This window comes from Pseudarthrobacter kochi (assembly GCF_055412805.1).
In genome coordinates this window covers 25000-43184 of the sequence record NZ_JBVAYV010000033.1, presented here as the reverse complement: position 1 = coordinate 43184, position 18185 = coordinate 25000, and the positions used below count along the sequence as shown (strand labels likewise).

Here is an 18185-nt window from a genome sequence, read left to right as displayed (position 1 = left end):
TCGGATTGGCCAAACGGAGTTCTAGACAAACCCCATTTTTCCCGATCCGACAGGCATTCTCCGTTTAAACCGCCGATACAACCTCAACCCGACCGGTGGATCGAGGCTAAGCCCGGGTCCAGCGAACGTCCAGACTCCGCTGGCAGACTGCTCGCTGACCCCAAGCAAAGGAATCCCTGAACATGATCACGCCTGCGTCAGCCCCCAAGTCGCCCGATGGGGCCGCTGCCACCACTGTCGATCCGACGCGACCCGGGCTGCTGGGCCGGGTGTCCGCCGAAGCCGGGGGGACGTTCTTTGTGGTGATCGCCGGCCTGGGCGTTCCGTTATTCACCATTCCGCAGTCGAACCCCCTGTCGGCCGCCTTCGCCGCTGGACTGGCCGTTACCGCGGCAATGCTGGCATTCGGGTACCTCTCCGGCGGCCACTTCAACCCTGCGGTGACGGCCGGTAACGCCATTGCGGGCCGCATCCGCCCCCTCGACGCGGCGGCATATGTGGGCGCGCAACTCGTGGGCGCCCTGCTCGGCGGGGTGACGCTCTTTGGCATCCTGCGCACCGTCCCCAATATCGCCGACACCAGGACGGCCTTTGACACGGTGGCCGCCGGTTTCGGTGAAAGGTCCATCATCCAGGTCCCGATGGCCGGCGTGCTGCTCATCGAGGTGCTCGGTGCCGCCCTGCTGGTGGCCGTTTACCTGGGCACCACCTCGGAGCGGAACCCCTCACGGCTTGCGGCGCCCTTTGCCGTGGGCCTGGCCACGGCGGTGCTCCTGCAATTCGGCCAGGCGCCCGGCAACACTCCTTTTAATCCGGCGCGCGCCACCGCCTCGGCCGTCTTCAGCAGCCCGGATGCGCTCGGCCAGCTGTGGCTCTTCTGGGTTGCTCCGCTGGTGGGCGCGGCCCTCGCCGGACTTGTGTTCCGCGGTTTCGCGCTGTCGACGCCGGCCACGGTGCCGGTGCCTGCCGCGGAGGACGACGTGGACGAAGTTGACGACGTGGACGGACTTGACGCAATGGACCAGGACCGGACGCCGGAGCGTTCGGCCGGCGCCGAACCGGTTGCCGGCAGCGACGAAGCGCGTGCCTTCTTCGACGGGGAACGCGGGGAACGCGGCAAGTAGGCCGCCAGCCGCTGCGCCGGAGCGGTGGCGCAATCCTGTCGGTGGCAGCCGATACCGTAGGAGCATGCGGTTATTGCACACCTCGGACTGGCATTTGGGCCGGTCGTTCCACGGCGTTGGCATGCTCGATGCCCAGCGCGCCTTCATCGACCAGCTTGTGTCCTTCGTGCGGGCGGAGGCCGTCGACGTCGTCCTGATCGCCGGCGACGTCTACGACCGCGCCCTGCCGGGGGTCGACGTCGTCCGCCTGCTCGACGACGCCCTGGTGGGCCTGACCGGCGCCGGCGCCCAGGTGGTTCTGACCAGCGGCAACCACGACTCGGCCATCCGGCTCGGGTTCGCGTCCCGGCTGCTGGAACGCGGGGGAGTGCACCTGCGCACCCGGCTCACCGAGCTGGACCAGCCCGTGCTTTTTCCGCTCGACGCCGGACCGGACGCCGACGGCGGCGCCGGGCCGGTGCTCGCCATCTACGGCATTCCCTGGCTGGAACCACGGCTCGTGGCCGACCAGCTCGGCGTCGACACCGCCAGCCACTTCGAGGTGACCCGGGCGGCCACGGCCCGCATCCGCGCCGATCTTGCGGCCCGGGCCGGAACCCGCACGGTCCATTCCGTGGTCCTGGCGCACACTTTCGCCAGCGGCGGGATCAGCTCCGACAGCGAACGGGACCTCAGCATCGGCGGCGTCGGCGCTGTGCCGCTGGATCTCTTCGACGGCTTTGGCTACACGGCGCTTGGCCACCTGCATGGACGGCAGGAGCTCTCGCCGACCGTCCGCTACTCCGGGTCTCCGCTCGCGTACTCGTTCTCCGAGGCGAAGCACAAGAAGGGCAGCTGGCTCCTGGACGTCGACGCGGGCGGCATCCGCCGGCTCAGCGAGGTGCTCTGGGAGGCTCCCCGGACGCTGGCCGTGCTGCGCGGGAAGCTGGAGGAACTGCTGGTGGCCGAGGACCACGCGTGGGCCGAATCGGCCTATTGCCAGATCACCCTGACCGATGCCCAGCGCCCGGCCCAGGCCATGGAAAGGCTGCGCGCGCGGTTCCCCGACACCCTGGTACTGGGGTTCGACCCGGAAGGAGCCGGCGCTGCCGCAAAAACCAGCTACAGCAGCAGGCTCGCAGCGGCCGAGGACGACCTTTCCGTCTGCTGCGGTTTCCTGGAGCACGTCCGCGGCCGGGCGGCCGACGACGGTGAGGCTGCTGTCTTTGCCGAAGCCCTGGAATCCGTGCGCCTGGAAGGAATTTCCCTGTGAGGATCCATCGTCTCGAGATTTCCGCCTTCGGGCCTTTCGCAGGCACCGAACACATCGATTTTGACCGGCTGAGCGCGCACGGGCTGTTCCTGCTGAACGGTCCCACGGGAGCCGGCAAGACCAGCGTCCTGGACGCCATCTGCTTCGCGCTCTACGGGTCGGTCCCCGGGGCGCGGCAGGACGGCAAGCGGCTGCGCAGCGACCACGCCGCGGCCGCAGCGGAGCCCCGGGTCACGTGCGAATTCTCCGCCCGCGGCCGGCACTTCGAAGTCTCCCGCGCCCCCGCCTGGGACAAGCCCAGCGCCCGGGGCAAGAACGGCTTCACCGTGCAGCAGGCCAATACGCTGCTCCGCGAACGCGTCGACGGCGAATGGATTGAGAAGTCCGGCCGGAACGACGAGGCAGGCGCCGAGATCGCCGATGTCCTCGGCATGAACCGGGAACAGTTCACCCGTGTGGTGATGCTGCCGCAGGGCGACTTCGCGGCCTTCCTGCGGTCCAAGGCCACCGACCGCCTGGAGCTGCTCCAGAGCCTCTTCGGCACCCAGCGTTTCGAGGCCGTGGAACAGGAACTCGGCCGGAAGGCGCAGGCGGCCCGCACCGAGGTCGCCAGCCTGAACGGCCAGCTGGAGCTCCTGCTCGTCCAGGCGGAGGCCGAAACGGCCACCCTGGAACTCGACACGGAGGGTGCGCCGGACCGGGCTGATCCGGACTCCTTCCTGACCTGGCTGGAGGCGAATGCCGCCACCGCCGCGGAGCGGCGACGGGCTGCTGCCCTGGAGCGGGAGGTGCTGCGCGCCGACCGCTTGTCCGCCAGGGACGCCGCGACGGCGCGGGCCACCCGCCAGGCCAGGCTGGCCGCGGCCGAACGCCGGCGCTCCGAGGCTGAGGCCGCCGCGCCCACAGTCGCCGCCAAGAACAGCCAGCTGGGCCTGCACCGTCAGGCCGAAGTGCTCGGCGGGCAACTGCAGGCCGTGGACAGCGCCGGAACGGCGGAGGAAGCGGCCGCCGCCGCCGTGGCCGCTGCCGTGGAAGAACTGCGCGCCGTCGCGCTCACCGACCCCGAACTCGCCACGCTGCGGAACGGAACGGGTGACGGCGGCCCGGACTCACGGGCCGGCGCCTCCGTGGGCGGCGCCGGCTTCGGCGATGGCTCCACCGTCGACGCCGGCACGTTGCGGTCGGCGCTGCGCGGACTGCGCTCATTGCGCGCGGTGCTGGAGGAACGGCTTCCCGACGAAGCCAGGCTTGCCGGACTGCGGAGCCGCACCGCCCGGCTTCGCCTGGACCTGGCCCGGCTGGAAGACGACCGCACTTCCGGGGCTGCTGCCCTGACCGTCCTGCGCCTGGAATCAGAGGCCCTGCTCGCCGGACTGCGACCGCTTGAAGAACTCGCCGCCGAAGTGCACATGCGGACCAAGGAAGCAGCGGCCGCGGAGGAATTGCTTATCCTGGTCCGCCGGTACGCCGAGGCCGTGACGGCCTGCGGAGCGGTTACGGACCGCCATGGCCGCGCCCGGGAGGAGTACCAGGACCTCCGCCAGCGCTGGCTTGATCTGCGCGAGGAACGGCTGGCCAACGCTGCCGCGGGGCTCGCGTCCCAGTTGCAGCCCGGCGTCCCGTGTTCGGTGTGCGGCAGCCCTGACCATCCGGCGCCCGCCCCCGCCGCGGCTTCGGCGCTGACCGTGGCCGAGGCCGAAGAGACCGCGCAGCACGCCTGCGAGGTGGCGGAGGCCGCCCTCGTGGCGCTCGAACGCGAACTCGCCGATGCCCAGCAGGACGTCGCCGTGCTGGCGGCCCAGGGCGGCAACACGGCGCCCGACGACGCCACGCTCGAGGCCGCCCTGGCCAAAGAACGCGCCGCGGAAGCGCACCGCGCGGCGACGGAGCTTGCCGCCAACCGCGCACGGCAGTCCCGGCTGGACGAGGAGATCGCCGGCGCCGAGGAGGCCCAGGCGGCCGCGGCGTCCAGCATCGCCCACACCGGGTCCACCCTCACTGAAGTCCAGGAGCAGGCCGAGGCCCTGGAACTGGCCCTCGACAAACTCCGGGCGGGCCACCCGGTCCTGGCAGCCCGCATCACAGCGCTCGACGGCACCACCGCCGTGCTGGAACGCGCCGATGCCGCGCGGACCCGGGTGGAACAGGCCGCCGCACGTTCCGCGGACGCCCGGCACCAACTGGAGCTGGCGCTTCCCGGCGCCGGCTTCGAGTCCGCGGACGCGGCCCGGGCCGTGCTGCTTCCGGCCGCCGACGCCGCGGCACTCGAAGCTGCCGTCCGCGCCGGGCAGGACGAAGCGGCCCGGATTGAGGGGCTCTTTGCCAGCGAGGAACTTGTCCTGGCGGCGCACGAGCTCGAAACAGAAGGACCCCTCGTCGAGGACTTCATGGAACAGCTCCGCGCAGACGCTGCCGCGGCGGAACGCTCAGCCCGGGACGCGGAACTCGCGGCCGGCCTCGCGGAAAAATCCGCGCGGACCCTCGGCGCTATCGCCGCCAACTATGCGCAGCTTGCGGCGGCAGGACGGGAACCGCGGGAACGGGCGGCACTGCTGGCCGCCGTCGCCGACGCGGCCCGCGGTGCGGGAGACAACACCTACCGCATGAGCCTGAACAGCTACGTGCTCGCGGCCCGGCTCGAACAGGTGGCCGTCGCTGCCTCGGAACGGCTCATCGGCATGAGCGACGGCCGCTACACCCTGCAGCACACCGACGCCAGGGCGGCCCGCGGGCAGAAGTCCGGGCTCGGCCTGGAGGTCGTGGACCAGTGGACCGGGCAGCGCCGCGACACCGCAACGCTCTCCGGTGGTGAGTCCTTTATGGCCTCACTCGCTCTGGCTCTCGGCCTTGCGGACGTGGTGCAGCAGGAATCCGGCGGTGTCGACATTGAGACGCTGTTCGTGGACGAGGGATTCGGCAGCCTCGACGAACAGGCGCTCGAGCAGGTCATGGATGCCCTGGAGGGGCTCCGCGACGGCGGACGGGTGGTCGGCCTGGTGAGCCACGTGGGCGAAATGAAACAGCGCATCAGCACCCAGCTCCAGGTGGTCAAGGGACGCAACGGTTCCACCCTGCACATCGCCGACGACGCCCAGGCCTGACACGCGTCCGCGGGCCCGGCGACCGCCACGGCAGCCGGCCCCGCGGAGACGGCAACAGTTGCGGATACACTTGGGGTGTTACCGGGTCGCGCGCATCGGGAGGAGGGACGATGCGCACCATCGAACGAACCCGGAATCATGACCCTTTCAACGCGTTCCCAAGCGCCCGTTTCCGCGGCGCCCCAGTTCCCTGACACCCTTTCCTCCTGTCCCGGGTCCGACTCCGCGCCGGGACCCGGCACTCTGCGCGCGACGCCCCGCAGGGGCGGCCGGTACGCCCGCTTGCCGCTCCTCGCCGGACGAGGCTTTGTCCCGCTCGGGCTTTTTGCCCGCCTCCCGCTCGCCATGCTCACTGTCGGCGCCCTCACCCTGGTCACCGCCGTCACCGGTTCCTATGCCGTCGGCGGCGTGTCAGCCGGCGCGGTAGGCATTGGCTCGGCGCTCGGTGCCCCCGTGCTGGGCGCGCTGGCGGACCGGCGCGGCCAACGCCCGGTGCTGGTGATCGCCGCCGTCTTCAACACGGTCGCCGTCATCGCCCTGATCCTCGCCGTCTATCTGGTCCCGGGCGGACCGGACCTCGCCACCGCCTTCCCCTTCCTGGCGGCCGCCTTCTTGGCCGGGGCCAGCGGCCCCCAGGTGGGCCCGCTGTCCCGGGTCCGCTGGATGGCCCTGACCTCCCGCGGCGGACGCGACGCCAACCCCGCGGACCTGGACACGGCACTGTCCTACGAAAGCACCGCCGACGAACTGACCTTCGTCTTGGGCCCGGCGCTCGTGGGCATCCTCGCCAGCATGGTCGCACCATGGCTGCCCCTCGCCCTCGCCGCGGCCCTGACCATCACGTTCGTCCCGGCGTTTGCCGTGCACCCCACCCACCACGCAGTGGTCCGGACGCCGGCGCGGACAGCGGCCGGCGCCGCCCGGGCGAAACAGCTCCGGGCTTCCCTGCCGGCCGGACAGCGTGCGGGCGCCTTCGCCGCCGTCGCGCTTCCCGTGCTGGCCATGGTCTGCATGGGAACATTCTTCGGCTCGACCCAGACCGCGCTGAGCTCCTTCTCCGCCAGCTTCGCCACCTCCGAGCTGGCCGGCCTCCTCTACGCGGTGATGGGCCTGAGCTCCGCCGCGGCGGCCCTGTCCGTGGCGTACTGGCCCCAGCGGTTCACAGCGAACGCCCGCTGGCTCGCCTGCGCGGCACTGATGGCAGGACTTGCGCTGCTGCTGTTGCTGCCGTCGGCCGCGCTTCCCATGGTCCTCGTGCTCCTGGTCCTCGGCCTGCCGGTCGGACCACTCATGGTCACGGTCTTCGCAATCGGCGGCCTCGTCGCCCCGGCCGGAAAACCCGGCACGGTCATGACCGCACTGGCGAGCGGCATCGTCGCCGGCACCGCAATCGGCTCATCCGTTGCAGGGCAGCTGGCGCAGAACCACGGGTACTCCACCGCGTTTGTGGTGCCGGTATGCGCGGCCGCGGCACTGTTCCTGCTCGGAACGGCAGCCGCCGTCGTGCTCCGGCAACAGAACAGGACGGTGGCGCCGGCTGCTTGAGGGGTCCGGCGGCGGGGGAGTTGGGGTGCGCGTCAGCCCAGCTGGCTTTCGATGCGCCGGGCGCTAGCGGCCAGGGCAGCGGCCACTTCCTCGGGATCCTGGGCGGCGCGGATATATACGACGGCGAGCGCCGCCGGCCGCCCGCCCGGAACCTGGATGGGGACGGCCAGGGAGGAGACGCCGGAGATGACCTCGTCGTGGCTGGCGGAATAACCGCGGCGGCGCGCCTCGGCCGCTTCGGCCCGGTAGGGGATGCCGGGCGCGGCGGCGGCCCATTCCTGTTCTGACAGGGCGGACTGGATTGCGATGCCGGGGGCGCCGGCACTGATCGGATGCCGGGAGCCCGGATGCTGGACCACCGCGGCCCCGGTGTGCCGCGGATCCACGGTGACCAGGGTGACGCAGTCCTCGTGGTCCCAGACGGCGACGAAAGCACTCATCGTCAGCGCATTCGCGAGCTGGGTGAGCTCGGGCAGGGCCGCCGTCTGCAGGTTCCGCGACACCCCGCGGGCCAGGACGGCGAGGCCCGGGCCGGGCTGGACCCGGCCGCGGTCGTCGCGCACCAGCAGGGAGTGGTCCTCGAGGGTGCGGAGGATGCGGTAGGCGACGGAACGGTGCACCCCCATCGCGTCGGCGAGTTCGGCGATGGTCAGCGGGTGCTGGGCGTCGGCCAGGATTTCCAGGGCGCGGATGCCGCGCGACAACGTCTGGGACGGGGAAGCCTGGGCGCTGCCGGCGGTCGGGGTCATGGGTCCATCCTAGGTGCGGGCGGCGGTGAAGCCGGGAGGCGCCGTGGGGCTCTTGTGCTCCGCCTCACAGTGCGCTAGCGTTCTATATGGGAATTACGTGTTCGATTATAGAACAAAAACCAACGCCGCCGCCATCCGCAAGGGATCATTGATGATTGCCAAGCCCCGCACCGAGTCCGTTCCGGGCCGTATGTCCGCGCCCCGGTCCCACCAATTCCGCGGCAGCCTGGGCAGGTACGCCACCGGTGTCGCGATCGTGACATTCGACGGCGTCACGAAGCGCCACGGCATCACCGTCAATTCCTTCACCTCGGTGTCCATGGACCCGCCGCTCGTACTTGTCAGCATCGCCCGCGCAGCGAAGGCCCACGACGAGCTCGCCGGCCGTCCCTTCTCTGTCAACATCCTTGGTGCGGAGCAGCGGCAGCTTGCCATGCACTTCGCCGGCCGTCCCGGGCCCGAGCCGCTCTGGGCCGAGGGCGAAACAGCACCGCGGCTATCCAATGTCCTCGCCTACTTTGAATGCAGGCCCTGGGCGGCGTACGACGGCGGCGACCACACGCTCTACATCGGCGAGGTGGTGGACTTCAACTACCGCAACGGCGATGCGCTGGCCTTCGCGAACGGCACCTTCACGACCATCCCGGAAAGCCTGCTGGGCATGGAAGACCTGCTCTGACCCCAGCAGTCCGACTCAGGCCTTATCGGCACAGCTCAACGATGACTGGAGAAGCAGTAATGGGTATCCGTACCGGACAGCAGTACCTGGACAAGCTCAACGACATGACGCCCCACGTGGTGATCGACGGTGAGGTCGTCAGTGACAAGATCGCCGAGCACCCCGCGTTCCGCAATGTGGCACGTTCCTACGCGAAGCTCTTCGACATGCAGCACGGCCCCAGGTACCAGGACGCACTGACGTACACCTCGCCCACCACCGGTGACCTCGTCAACGCCTCCTTCCTGGTGCCGAAGACCGTCGGGGACCTCGAGCGCCGCCGCCGTGCCATCTCCACGTGGGCCGAGTCCTCCAACGGCTTCCTGGGCCGCTCCGGCGACTACATGAACTCCTCCCTCACCGCCCTCAGCACGGCCGGCAAGTGGTTTTCCCAGGCGGATCCCAGGTTCGGCGAGAACATCCGCAACTACTACGAGTGGGCCCGCGAAAACGACGTCCTGGCCACGCACACCCTGATCCCGCCGCAGGTCAACCGCTCGGTCTCCGGATCTGAACAGCTCGGGGGCCAGCTTTCGGCCCGGATTGTCGAGGAGCGCGAGGACGGCATTGTCATCCACGGCGCCCGCATGCTGGCCACCATCGCCCCGATCGCGGACGAGCTCCTGGTCTTCCCTTCCACGGTGCTTCGCGGCACTCCGGACGACGCGCCATACTCCTACGCGTTCGCCATCCCCAACGACGCTCCGGGCCTGCGCTACCTGTGCCGCACCTCGCTGTACAACGGCGGAAGCACCCATGACGAGCCGCTCGCCTCCCGCTATGAGGAAATGGACGCCGTCGCGATCTTCGACCACGTCTTCGTCCCCAACGAGCGCATCTTCATGCTGGGCAACCCGCAGCTGTGCAACGGCTTCTACTCCGAAACCGGCGCCGCCGCCCTGATGACGCACCAGGTTGTCACCCGCACGATCGCCAAGAGTGAGTTCTTCCTGGGCCTGGCGTCCGAACTCGCCGACTCGATCGGCATCGACGGTTTCCAGCACATCCAGGAGGACATCGCCGAACTGATTGTCGACGTCGAAATCGGCAAGGCGCTGGTCCGGGCCTCCGAGGCGGACGCGCAGCTCAACGAGGCCGGCGTCATGCTGCCGAAGTGGTCCACACTGAATGCCGCCCGCAACTGGTATCCGAAGGTCGCCCAGCGCTTCCCGCAGATCATCCGCAAGTTCTCCGCCTCCGGGCTTATGGCCCTTCCCGGCGAAGCGGACGTCAACAGTGACGCCCGTGCCGACATCGAGATGTACCTGCAGGGCAAGTCGCTGACCGGTCCCGAGCGCGTCCGGCTCTTCAAACTGGCCTTCGACGCCTCCGTCTCCGGCTTCTCCGGCCGGCAGTCGCTCTACGAGTACTTCTTCTTCGGTGACCCGGTGAGGATGGCCGGCGCGATGGTGAACAGCTATGACCGCGGGCCCGTGCGGGCCCGGGTCCGGGAGTTCCTCAACCGCGCCGACTGACGGGCAACTCCGCCGTCATTTAGGGGCGGCGGGGAAGCTTTTTTCAAAGATGTGTGACCTGGCACATATTTCATAGTAAGATTCAGAATACTAACTGACCGTTCGATCAGTAAATCCAGAGGCATTCAGTTATTCTCTTCGCACCCATCCCGGGCAGCACCTCTGCCCCCAGCAACGGAGTTCCAATGACCGCAACTTCACGTGTCGATTCAGAGGCGGGCCCCAGCAGCAAGCATGAGGAACGCAAAGTCCTCGCGGGCACGCTGGTCGGGACCACCATCGAGTGGTACGACTTCTTCATCTTCGCCCAGCTGACAGCAACGCTGCTGTCGCCGCTGTTCCTGGCCCCGCTGAATGCCTCCAATCCGGGCCTGGCGCAGATCCTGTCCTTCGCCCTCATCGGCATCAGCTTCCTGTTCCGCCCGCTCGGTGCCATCGTCGCCGGCCACCTGGGTGACCGGCTCGGCCGCAAGGCCATGCTGGTCTTCACCCTCATCATGATGGGTGCCGCCACGGCGCTGATCGGCATGCTGCCGACCTACGCCCAGATCGGCTTCTGGGCTCCGGTCCTGCTGATCCTGCTCCGCGTCATCCAGGGCTTCTCCGCCGGCGGTGAATGGGGCGGCGCCGCCCTGATGGCTGTCGAGCACGCTCCCAAGAGCAAGCGCGGCCTGTTCGGCGCGTACCCGCAGATCGGTGTTCCGGTCGGCATGATCCTGGCCACCGGCCTGCTCTACTTCCTCAACACGTCCATGTCCAAGGAGGACTTCGCGTCCTGGGGCTGGCGTGTGCCGTTCCTGCTCTCCATCGTGCTGATCGTCGTCGGCTACCTGATCCGCCGCGCCGTGGCCGAGAGCCCGGTCTTCAAGGAACTGTCCGAGCGCAAGGAGGAGAGCAAAGCGCCCCTGGGCGAGCTCATCCGGAAGCACAAGAAGGCCGTCCTCTACTCGACGATGATCTTCATCGGCAACAACGCTGCCGGCTACCTCCTGATCGCGTTCTTCATCTCCTACGCCACCAAGTCCCTGAAGATGCCTGTCGCGCAGATCCTGCTGGCCACCACGCTGGCTTCCTTCGGCTGGCTGATCTTCACCCTTGTCGGCGGCTGGCTCTCGGACAAGATCGGCCGCGTCAAGACCTTCCTGATCGGGTACGGCATTGTCTTCGCCTGGATGATCCCGATGTTCGCTCTGATCGACACCAAGAACATCGTGCTCTACGGCGTCGCACTGTTCGTCCTGACCATTGGCTTGGGCCTGTCCTACGGCCCGATGTCCGCGATGTACGCCGAGATGTTCCCGGCAAACGTGCGCTACTCGGGCATCTCGATCGGCTACGCCTTCGGCGCCATCCTGGGCGGTGCGTTCGCGGCCACCATCGCGGAGGCCCTGCTGCAGGGAACGGGGTGGACCGGTTCCATCGGTATCTACATCATGATCCTCTGTGTCATCTCCGCCGTCGGTGTCCTCCTCGCCGGTGAAACCAAGGGCCGCCCGCTCGGCGTCGTGCACCACACGCCGGCTGAAACGGCAAAGCACTAGCAAGCAGCCTGACAGGAGGGGCACGGACCGCTTGGTCCGTGCCCCTCGCCTTTTAACCAGCGCCGTTCAGGCGGGCCGGGCCGCCAGGTGCCGGACGACGTCGTCGTCCCGCACCTGGCGGAAGGTGCGGTAATAGCTGCCGACGGCGCGGAACTGGCCCGGGATGAACAGGCTGAAGACGGCGTCGGCGAGCCGCTCCATTTGCGTCTGTGCCTCCAGCGACGCGACGGGAACCCCGACGACGACCCTCGCCGCACCTGCCGCCCGGACGGCCTCGACGGCGGCGCGCATCGTCGCACCGGTGGACATCCCATCATCGACGACGATGACCGTTTTGCCTCTCACGGGCAGCCGCGGCCCCGGGTAGGCTCCGGCGCGGCGCTGCAGTTCTGCCCGTTCGTTGCTTTCCACCACGTCCAGCGCGGACCTGCTGACACCGATGGTGAGGAGCCGGTCCACAAGGTCCAGATTCCGGCGGCCGCGGAACTGGGGGAAGGCGGAGGCGAGAAGCCTGCCTGCCTGCCCGCGGTCCGTGTATTGCATGCCCATAAGACGCACCTCCGGTTCCGGCCCAGTTGCTGCGGCCAGCCTACGTCCGGCGGGGAAGCCACGCGAGGCCGGGGCCGGATTCCTCCAGCGGGCAGTCCTATCCATCCATCGAATGGAGATACGGCGGTAGGCTGTCCAGTGGGGGTTGGGCCGTGGTGGCCTCACCACTTTGTTGGCCCGAACTACGTGGGGGAATCAATGGCCGTACCAGTTGTCGGCGCCAATCTTCAGGCCCGGTTGTCTGCAGCCGTCTCCGTCACGTGCCTGGCAGCCTTACTCGCAGCCTGTGCACCCGCCACCGAAACCCGGACCCCCACGCTGGATCTTGCCGCGGCCAAGGAGTCCACTCGCGCGCAGCAAGATGAGCTGGTGTCGGTGATCCCGTCGTCGGCTGTCGCGGCGACGCAGCAGACCGGGACCTCCCGTGCTCTTTTTGAGTGCGGGACCGGCGGCTACTACTGGCCTGGCACCCTGGATGTTGTCCTCAGCGCTGACGCCGACGGCCGTGCGCTGCTGGAGCAGATCAAGGCTGACCGGTCCGCCAGAAGCGGCTGGACTGTCAAGGACAAGACGAGCGTCAACGGAGATCCGGAGCTGGTGATCGTCAGCCAGGACGGCTTCCGGCACTCGATCGATTTCAACCCGGAGCGGAACGCGCTCAATGTCCTGTCCTCGTCCGCGTGCTTCGGTATGGCGGGAACCCCCGAACCGGGCGTCGACTATTAGACGCCCAGGAAGCTGACGGCGCCCTGTTTAAAGGCGCGGCTGGTGATGGCGTTGGTGTGGTTCCGGCCCGGCAGGATGAGCTGCTCGACCATCGCCCCGGCCTTCGCGCCCAGGGCGGCGAGTTCCGGCATCGACGCGGCGCGCTCGTCCTTTTCCCCGGCCACGAGCAGCATCGGCATGTGCGGCACGGCCTCGGCGGGATCGAATGGCTCGCTTTCGATGGCCTCCACGAGGGACAGCAGCGAGAAAATGTTGTTGCTGGGCAGCATCTGCGCCATCTTCAGCAGCCCCGCGGTGGACGCATCCGCGATCGGGGTGCCATCCGCAAGGTAGCGCTGCGCGGCAGCCAGGTCGAAGTCGGCCAGCGGATCGGCGACATTGGGGCCGCCCAGGACCAGCCGGTGCACCAGCTCATGCTGGGTGGCGCCGAACTCCCAGGCGAGCCGGGAGCCGAGCGAGTAGCCGATCAGGTCCAGCCCGCTGGACGGGTCGCCGTCACGCAGGGGGCGGACGCCGGCGTCGAACGCGATCTGCAGCAGATCGGCGCGGATCCTGCTGGGCGCGTAGGAGTCCATGTCCTCGGGGGCTCCGCTGCGGCCGTGGCCGGGCAGGTCCACCGTGATGACGCGGCGGCCGGCTTCCAGCAGCGCGGTCAGCCAGCCGGTGTCCTCCCAGTTGAGCTTGGAGGAGGAGGAGAAGCCGTGCAGCAGCAGCACCGGTCGCAGTCCGGCGTCGGATTCTGGCTCGTGCACCCCGACGTACAGCTGGGGGTCGGTGCCCTCGACGGTGTGGGAATGCTGTTCGCCGGTGTGTCTGCCGCTCATGGTGTCAGTCCTCATCAAGTACGGCGCTCAGGCGGACCCGGCGCTTCGGTGCCTCTTCCTTCGGGACCGTGCCCACAATGCCGGCGGTGTTGTCCGGCACCTCGAACACAATCAGGGGCTCGCCGACATTGATCTTGTCGCCGGGCCCGCCGTGGATACGCACTACCTTACCTGCCTGCGGGCTCGGCAATTCAACGGCCGATTTGGTGGTTTCGACCTCGACGAGCGGCTGGTTGCGCTCCACCTGGTCGCCCGGGGAAACCAGCCATTCGAGCACGGTGGCCTCGATCAGGCCCTCGCCGAGGTCCGGCAGCGGGAAGGAAATTTCAGCCACGTTTGTACTCCAATACTCGCTGGATGCCAAAGAGGATCCGGTCAATGTTCGGGATGTATTCGTCTTCCAGATCGCCCGAGGGATACGGGACGTCGAAGCCGGTCACACGCTCCACCGGCGCCTTGAGCGTGTCGAAGCACGCCTGGGTGATCAGCTGGGCCACCTCGGCGCCCAGCCCGGAGGTCAGCGGCGCTTCATGGACGACGACGGCGCGGCGCGTCTTGCGCACGGAGGCGGCCAGCGCCTCCGCATCGATCGGCTTGAGCCAGCGCAGGTCCAGGACCTCGATGTCGATGCCGTCCTCGGCGGCGAGCTCGGCCACCTGGAGGCACCGTGCCACCATGGCGCCCCACGCGACCAGCGTGAGGTGGCGTCCCGCGCGCATGACCTTGGCGCCGGTGGGGGAGCCGCCATCCGCGTCGTGGCTGGCGGTGTCCACCTCCCCCTTTTGCCAGTAGCGGGACTTCGGCTCCATGAAGATCACCGGGTCCGGACGGGTGGCGGCGTACTTGAGCAGGTGGTAGGCCTCGTGCGGGTTCGACGGCGAGACCACCTTGAGCCCGGGTACATGCGCGAAGAGTGCCTCCAGGCTTTCACCGTGGTGTTCGGGGGCCCGGATGCCGCCGAAGCTGGGCACGCGCAGCGTGATCGGCATCGGCATGGTGCCGCGGCTCCGGTAGTTCATTCGCGCAATCTGGCAGACGATCTGGTTGATGGCCGGGTAGGCGAAGCCGTCGAACTGAACCTCCGGGATGGGGTGGAACCCGGCCATCGCCAGGCCCACGGACATGCCGAGAATGCCGGATTCGGCCAGCGGGGTGTCAAAGACGCGCTGTTCGCCGTGTTTGGCCTGCAGCCCGTCAGTGATCCTGAAGACGCCGCCGAGCCGGCCGCAGTCCTCGCCGAAGATCAGGGTCCTGGGATCTTCCGCGAGGACCTCGTCGAGGGCCCGGTTCAGGGCCTGCTGCATGGACATCACGGTGGTGGAAGCGGGCGTGTGCACTTTCCCGCTTTCAAGGGTCGAGTTAGACATGTTCGGACTCCTCGCGCCAGTTGGCGGCCTGGGCCTGCAGGGCAGGGGTGGTTTCCTGGAAGACCAGGTCAAACATTTCGGTGCCGGGGCGGGAGCCGAGCGCCTGGATGCCGGTGCGGATCTGCTCCTCCTCGGCCTTCGCCGCGGCCAGGGCCCCGGCGAAGAACGCCTCGTCGGCGATGCCGTCGGCGAGCAGCCGCTGCCGGAGACGTTCCAGCGGGTCCATGCCGGCGCCGTCGCGCTCCTCGTCGAGCGAGCGGTAGCGTCCCGGATCGTCGGAGGTCGAGTGCGGGCCGCGGCGGTAGGTCATGGCCTCGACGAGCACGGGGCCGTGGCCGGCCCGGGCGTGTGCGAAGGCACGCCGGGTTGCCTCGACGACGGCGATGACGTCATTGCCGTCGATCTGCAGTGCCGGCATGCCGTAGCCGGCGGCGCGGGCGGCGACGGAGCCGCCGGCCACCTGGCGTTCGGTGGGAACCGAGATCGCCCAGCCGTTGTTCTGGACGAAGAACACGACGGGGGCGTTCATCACGGCGGCGAAGTTCAGGGCCTCGTGGACATCGCCCTGCGAGGACGCGCCGTCGCCGAAGTACGTCATGGCGACGCCGAGCTTGCCGTCGGCGGTGCCGGCCAGCGTCTGGCCGTGGGCCCAGCCCACAGCGTGCAGCACAGAACCCGCCACTACGGCCTGGATCGGGGCGAGCCGGGACTGCTGCGGGTCGTAGAGCCCGCCGTGCCAGGTGGCCTTGTGGGTGGACATGTACGCCACCATGTCCACGCCCATGGTGCGGGCGACGCCCATTTCCCGATAGGTGGGGAAAACGAAGTCCCGGGTGGTGTCCACGGCGTAGCCGCTGCCCACCTGGGCCGCTTCCTGGCCGAGCTCGGGAGCGTAGCCGGGGATGATGCCCTGGCGCTGCCAGGCAATGGCCGAGGTATCCAGGTGGCGGACGGCCACCATCAGCGAGTAGAGCTCGCGGAGCTGGGCGGGAGTGAGCGGTTCGGCGGCATCGCCGGAAGCCACGGGAAGTGTGTCCATGGTTGTGACCCTAGTCACCGGCCCGCCGCTGGGCAATCAGCCGCCAAATCACTGACCAGACTGCACAAGAATGCCAGTCGTAACGCCGCCTGGCCTTACAGCTTGTGCAGTTAGTCGGGTTGCTGCGCGCGGTCGCGGGTCAGTCGGGCTCCGATCCAGCAGGCCGCGGCAATGCCGGCGACCAGGGCGATGGTGCTGACGAGTTGTTTGCTGCTCTCCGGGCTGCTGAAGCCGACGGCGAAGATCAGGGCCAGGAGCGCCAGGCCGAAGATGGTCAGCCCCGGGAAGCCCCTCATGCGCAGCGGCAGCTCGGTGCCCTCGCGGTCGGCGCGGCGGCGGAGGATCAGCTGGGACACAAGCGCGGAGCCCCAGACCATCAGGCAGGTCGAGCCGACCAGCTGGAACAGTGCCGGCAGGATCTGCTCCGGGAAGAGCAGCTCCAGGACGGTGGCCAGGAAGCCGAACGCCACGGAGACGCCGACGGCGGCCGCCGGCACCCGCGCCTTGTTGACCTTCGAGAGGAACCGGGGAGCCTCGCCGCGCTCGGACAGCGAGAAGACCATCCGGGAGGCGCCGTAGAGATTCGCGTTCAGTGCCGAGAGGAGCGCGACGACGGCCACCAGGGTGATGGCGGCGCCGGCACCGGGGATGCCCGCCATGTCCAGTACGCCGGCGAACGGCGACGCCAGGGCCTCCGAGGTGTAGGGGAGGACGGCGGCGATGACGAACACCGAGCCGATGTAGAAGACCAGGATGCGCCAGACAACGGTGCGGATCGCCTGGGCCACGCTGTGCCGGGGATTCTCGGTCTCGGCGGCGGCCACGCTGACAATCTCGGTGCCGCCGAAAGCGAAGATCACGACGAAGAGCGCGGTGGCGATGCCGCCGAGGCCCGCGGGGGCAAAATTGGCGGTGAAGTTGGTGAGTCCGGGGGAGGGGACGTCCGGCAGCCAGCCCAGCAGCAGGGCGGTGCCGATGCCGAGGAACGCCAGGATGGCGGCCACCTTGAGGATGGCGAACCAGAACTCGAACTCGCCGAAGTTCTTCACGCCGGCGAGGTTGACCGCCGTGAACAAGACCATAAAGATCAGGGACAGGGCCCAGACCGGGATGGCCGGCCACACGGTAAACAGCAGGGCGGCCGCGCCGAGGGCTTCGGCGGCGATGACAACCACCAGCTGCAGCCACCAGAGCCAGCCCACGGTGGCGCCGGCGGTCCTGCCCATGGCCTTTGCGGCGTAGACGGAAAACGCGCCGCTGTTGGGGTTGGTGGCGGCCATTTCGCCGAGCGCCCACATCACCAGGATGATCAGGGTTCCCGCGACCAGGTAGGAGATCAGGACGGCGGGTCCGGCGGCCTGGACTCCGGCCCCCGAGCCGAGGAACAGTCCGGCGCCGATGGCGCTCCCGAGTCCCATCATGGTGAGTTGGCGTGGCTTCATGCTGTGGCCGAGTTTCAGGCCGGGGCGCTCCGCGGTGGACTTCATTGTCATGCTGGCGAACCTTCGTGTGGTGTGGACCTGTCAGTCCTTATGGGACCTATTGAATTTACCGTCAGGGAACGGGGTCCACGTGCGCCGGCCGTGAGAACATGGTGACAGTTTGTTGGCAGGAGACGCAGTTTCCACAACGGTTTGTCATGCAAACCCGTCTGCAGGAGGAACATTTGATGGACGTTGATGCCCTGGATGCGAAGATTGTCCGATTCTTCACGGATTCACCCCGGGCCCCGGTGCTGGAGGCCTCCCGCGTCCTCAAAGTTGCCCGCGCCACCGTACAGTCACGGCTGGACCGGATGCAGGACAGCGGCGTTATCGGTTCCTGGGTGCCGCAGCCGGATCCGGCCCACTTAGGGTTCCCCGTCGTCGCATTCTGCTCCCTGACAATCAACCAGGACCTCGGACACGACGCGGTGGTCGAGGCCCTCGCGGAGATCCCGGAACTGATCGAAATCCATACTGTGTCCGGCAGTTCGGACCTCATGGCCCGCATTGCGGCCCGCTCCAACCCGGACCTGCAGCGTGTGCTGGATGCCATGATCGCCACCCGGACAGTGCTTCGCTCGTCCTCGGTGATTGTGCTGAACACCCATTTCCAGGGCCGCACGCTCCCGCTGCTGGAAGCCGCCGCCGCGGGACGCTGAGCAGGGCAGCCCCTCGCGCGGCTCCGGCGGCC

Annotated in this window: 16 protein-coding genes; 9 read left to right on the top strand and 7 right to left on the bottom strand. The window is 68.6% G+C overall.

Going from position 1 to position 18185, the window contains the following annotated elements:
- The first annotated feature begins 182 nt into the window (after positions 1-182).
- The 4 genes from ACZY0Y_RS15030 (at position 183) to ACZY0Y_RS15015 (ending at position 7022) form a co-directional block, all read left to right on the top strand.
- On the top strand, positions 183-1124 hold the full coding sequence (locus ACZY0Y_RS15030; protein ID WP_463958859.1) for an MIP/aquaporin family protein: 942 nt from the start codon (positions 183-185) through the stop codon (positions 1122-1124).
- Positions 1125-1188: 64 nt separating this feature from the next.
- Positions 1189-2376: an exonuclease SbcCD subunit D gene (locus tag ACZY0Y_RS15025; protein WP_463958858.1), complete on the top strand. Its 1188-nt coding sequence runs from the start codon at positions 1189-1191 to the stop codon at positions 2374-2376.
- Entirely contained in the window at positions 2373-5477 is a 3105-nt protein-coding gene (locus tag ACZY0Y_RS15020) for an AAA family ATPase (RefSeq protein ID WP_463958857.1), read from the top strand. Before ACZY0Y_RS15025 ends, ACZY0Y_RS15020 begins: the two co-directional genes overlap by 4 nt.
- 138 nt (positions 5478-5615) lie before the next feature.
- Entirely contained in the window at positions 5616-7022 is a 1407-nt protein-coding gene (locus ACZY0Y_RS15015; RefSeq protein WP_463958856.1) for an MFS transporter, read from the top strand.
- Positions 7023-7054: 32 nt separating this feature from the next.
- Here the strand turns inward: ACZY0Y_RS15015 and ACZY0Y_RS15010 are convergent, their stop codons facing one another.
- The gene (locus ACZY0Y_RS15010) at positions 7055-7771 is read right to left on the bottom strand and encodes an IclR family transcriptional regulator (protein WP_463880179.1); all 717 of its coding nucleotides are present in this window, start codon (positions 7769-7771) and stop codon (positions 7055-7057) included.
- Between the two features lie 151 nt (positions 7772-7922).
- Between ACZY0Y_RS15010 and ACZY0Y_RS15005 the strand changes: the two genes are divergently transcribed.
- The 3 genes from ACZY0Y_RS15005 (at position 7923) to ACZY0Y_RS14995 (ending at position 11505) form a co-directional block, all read left to right on the top strand.
- Positions 7923-8450: a flavin reductase family protein gene (locus ACZY0Y_RS15005; protein WP_463880301.1), complete on the top strand. Its 528-nt coding sequence runs from the start codon at positions 7923-7925 to the stop codon at positions 8448-8450.
- Between the two features lie 59 nt (positions 8451-8509).
- The gene (hpaB, locus tag ACZY0Y_RS15000; RefSeq protein ID WP_463958855.1) at positions 8510-9964 is read left to right on the top strand and encodes a 4-hydroxyphenylacetate 3-monooxygenase, oxygenase component; all 1455 of its coding nucleotides are present in this window, start codon (positions 8510-8512) and stop codon (positions 9962-9964) included.
- Positions 9965-10149: 185 nt separating this feature from the next.
- Entirely contained in the window at positions 10150-11505 is a 1356-nt protein-coding gene (locus ACZY0Y_RS14995) for an MFS transporter (protein WP_463880183.1), read from the top strand.
- A gap of 66 nt (positions 11506-11571) precedes the next feature.
- Here the strand turns inward: ACZY0Y_RS14995 and ACZY0Y_RS14990 are convergent, their stop codons facing one another.
- Positions 11572-12054 (bottom strand): phosphoribosyltransferase family protein, encoded by a 483-nt coding sequence (locus ACZY0Y_RS14990; RefSeq protein WP_463880186.1) that lies wholly within the window; start codon positions 12052-12054, stop codon positions 11572-11574.
- A gap of 198 nt (positions 12055-12252) precedes the next feature.
- Between ACZY0Y_RS14990 and ACZY0Y_RS14985 the strand changes: the two genes are divergently transcribed.
- Complete coding sequence (locus tag ACZY0Y_RS14985) at positions 12253-12780, top strand: hypothetical protein (protein WP_463958853.1); 528 nt, start codon at positions 12253-12255, stop codon at positions 12778-12780.
- Here the strand turns inward: ACZY0Y_RS14985 and ACZY0Y_RS14980 are convergent.
- The 5 genes from ACZY0Y_RS14980 to ACZY0Y_RS14960 form a co-directional block, all read right to left on the bottom strand.
- Entirely contained in the window at positions 12777-13604 is an 828-nt protein-coding gene (locus tag ACZY0Y_RS14980) for an alpha/beta fold hydrolase (protein WP_463958851.1), read from the bottom strand. The genes ACZY0Y_RS14985 and ACZY0Y_RS14980 overlap by 4 nt on opposite strands.
- A gap of 4 nt (positions 13605-13608) precedes the next feature.
- The gene (locus ACZY0Y_RS14975) at positions 13609-13938 is read right to left on the bottom strand and encodes a biotin/lipoyl-containing protein (protein ID WP_043482513.1); all 330 of its coding nucleotides are present in this window, start codon (positions 13936-13938) and stop codon (positions 13609-13611) included.
- Positions 13931-14971 carry an alpha-ketoacid dehydrogenase subunit beta gene (locus tag ACZY0Y_RS14970; protein WP_463958849.1) on the bottom strand — a complete coding sequence of 347 codons (1041 nt, stop codon included), beginning with the start codon at positions 14969-14971 and terminating at the stop codon, positions 13931-13933. Before ACZY0Y_RS14970 ends, ACZY0Y_RS14975 begins: the two co-directional genes overlap by 8 nt.
- Positions 14964-16010: a thiamine pyrophosphate-dependent enzyme gene (locus ACZY0Y_RS14965; RefSeq protein WP_463958847.1), complete on the bottom strand. Its 1047-nt coding sequence runs from the start codon at positions 16008-16010 to the stop codon at positions 14964-14966. Before ACZY0Y_RS14965 ends, ACZY0Y_RS14970 begins: the two co-directional genes overlap by 8 nt.
- A gap of 110 nt (positions 16011-16120) precedes the next feature.
- Positions 16121-17503, bottom strand: coding sequence for an amino acid permease (locus ACZY0Y_RS14960; RefSeq protein ID WP_463880200.1), 1383 nt, complete (start codon positions 17501-17503; stop codon positions 16121-16123).
- 176 nt (positions 17504-17679) lie between these two features.
- On the opposite strand from ACZY0Y_RS14960, the gene ACZY0Y_RS14955 reads away from it, so the two are divergent.
- On the top strand, positions 17680-18153 hold the full coding sequence (locus ACZY0Y_RS14955) for an Lrp/AsnC family transcriptional regulator (RefSeq protein WP_463958846.1): 474 nt from the start codon (positions 17680-17682) through the stop codon (positions 18151-18153).
- Positions 18154-18185 lie beyond the last annotated feature (32 nt).

What these genes read in the sequence shown, in the direction of transcription:
- ACZY0Y_RS14985 (WP_463958853.1), top strand. Translation starts at nt 12,253, where the DNA reads ATGGCCGTACCAGTTGTCGGCGCCAATCTTCAGGCCCGGTTGTCTGCA.
- ACZY0Y_RS14955 (WP_463958846.1), top strand. Translation starts at nt 17,680, where the DNA reads ATGGACGTTGATGCCCTGGATGCGAAGATTGTCCGATTCTTCACGGAT.
- ACZY0Y_RS14970 (WP_463958849.1), bottom strand. Translation starts at nt 14,971, where the DNA reads ATGTCTAACTCGACCCTTGAAAGCGGGAAAGTGCACACGCCCGCTTCC.
- ACZY0Y_RS14995 (WP_463880183.1), top strand. Translation starts at nt 10,150, where the DNA reads ATGACCGCAACTTCACGTGTCGATTCAGAGGCGGGCCCCAGCAGCAAG.
- ACZY0Y_RS15025 (WP_463958858.1), top strand. Translation starts at nt 1,189, where the DNA reads ATGCGGTTATTGCACACCTCGGACTGGCATTTGGGCCGGTCGTTCCAC.
- ACZY0Y_RS14990 (WP_463880186.1), bottom strand. Translation starts at nt 12,054, where the DNA reads ATGGGCATGCAATACACGGACCGCGGGCAGGCAGGCAGGCTTCTCGCC.
- ACZY0Y_RS15030 (WP_463958859.1), top strand. Translation starts at nt 183, where the DNA reads ATGATCACGCCTGCGTCAGCCCCCAAGTCGCCCGATGGGGCCGCTGCC.
- ACZY0Y_RS14965 (WP_463958847.1), bottom strand. Translation starts at nt 16,010, where the DNA reads ATGGACACACTTCCCGTGGCTTCCGGCGATGCCGCCGAACCGCTCACT.
- hpaB (WP_463958855.1), top strand. Translation starts at nt 8,510, where the DNA reads ATGGGTATCCGTACCGGACAGCAGTACCTGGACAAGCTCAACGACATG.
- ACZY0Y_RS15010 (WP_463880179.1), bottom strand. Translation starts at nt 7,771, where the DNA reads ATGACCCCGACCGCCGGCAGCGCCCAGGCTTCCCCGTCCCAGACGTTG.
- ACZY0Y_RS14980 (WP_463958851.1), bottom strand. Translation starts at nt 13,604, where the DNA reads ATGAGCGGCAGACACACCGGCGAACAGCATTCCCACACCGTCGAGGGC.
- ACZY0Y_RS15005 (WP_463880301.1), top strand. Translation starts at nt 7,923, where the DNA reads ATGATTGCCAAGCCCCGCACCGAGTCCGTTCCGGGCCGTATGTCCGCG.
- ACZY0Y_RS15015 (WP_463958856.1), top strand. Translation starts at nt 5,616, where the DNA reads ATGACCCTTTCAACGCGTTCCCAAGCGCCCGTTTCCGCGGCGCCCCAG.
- ACZY0Y_RS14960 (WP_463880200.1), bottom strand. Translation starts at nt 17,503, where the DNA reads ATGACAATGAAGTCCACCGCGGAGCGCCCCGGCCTGAAACTCGGCCAC.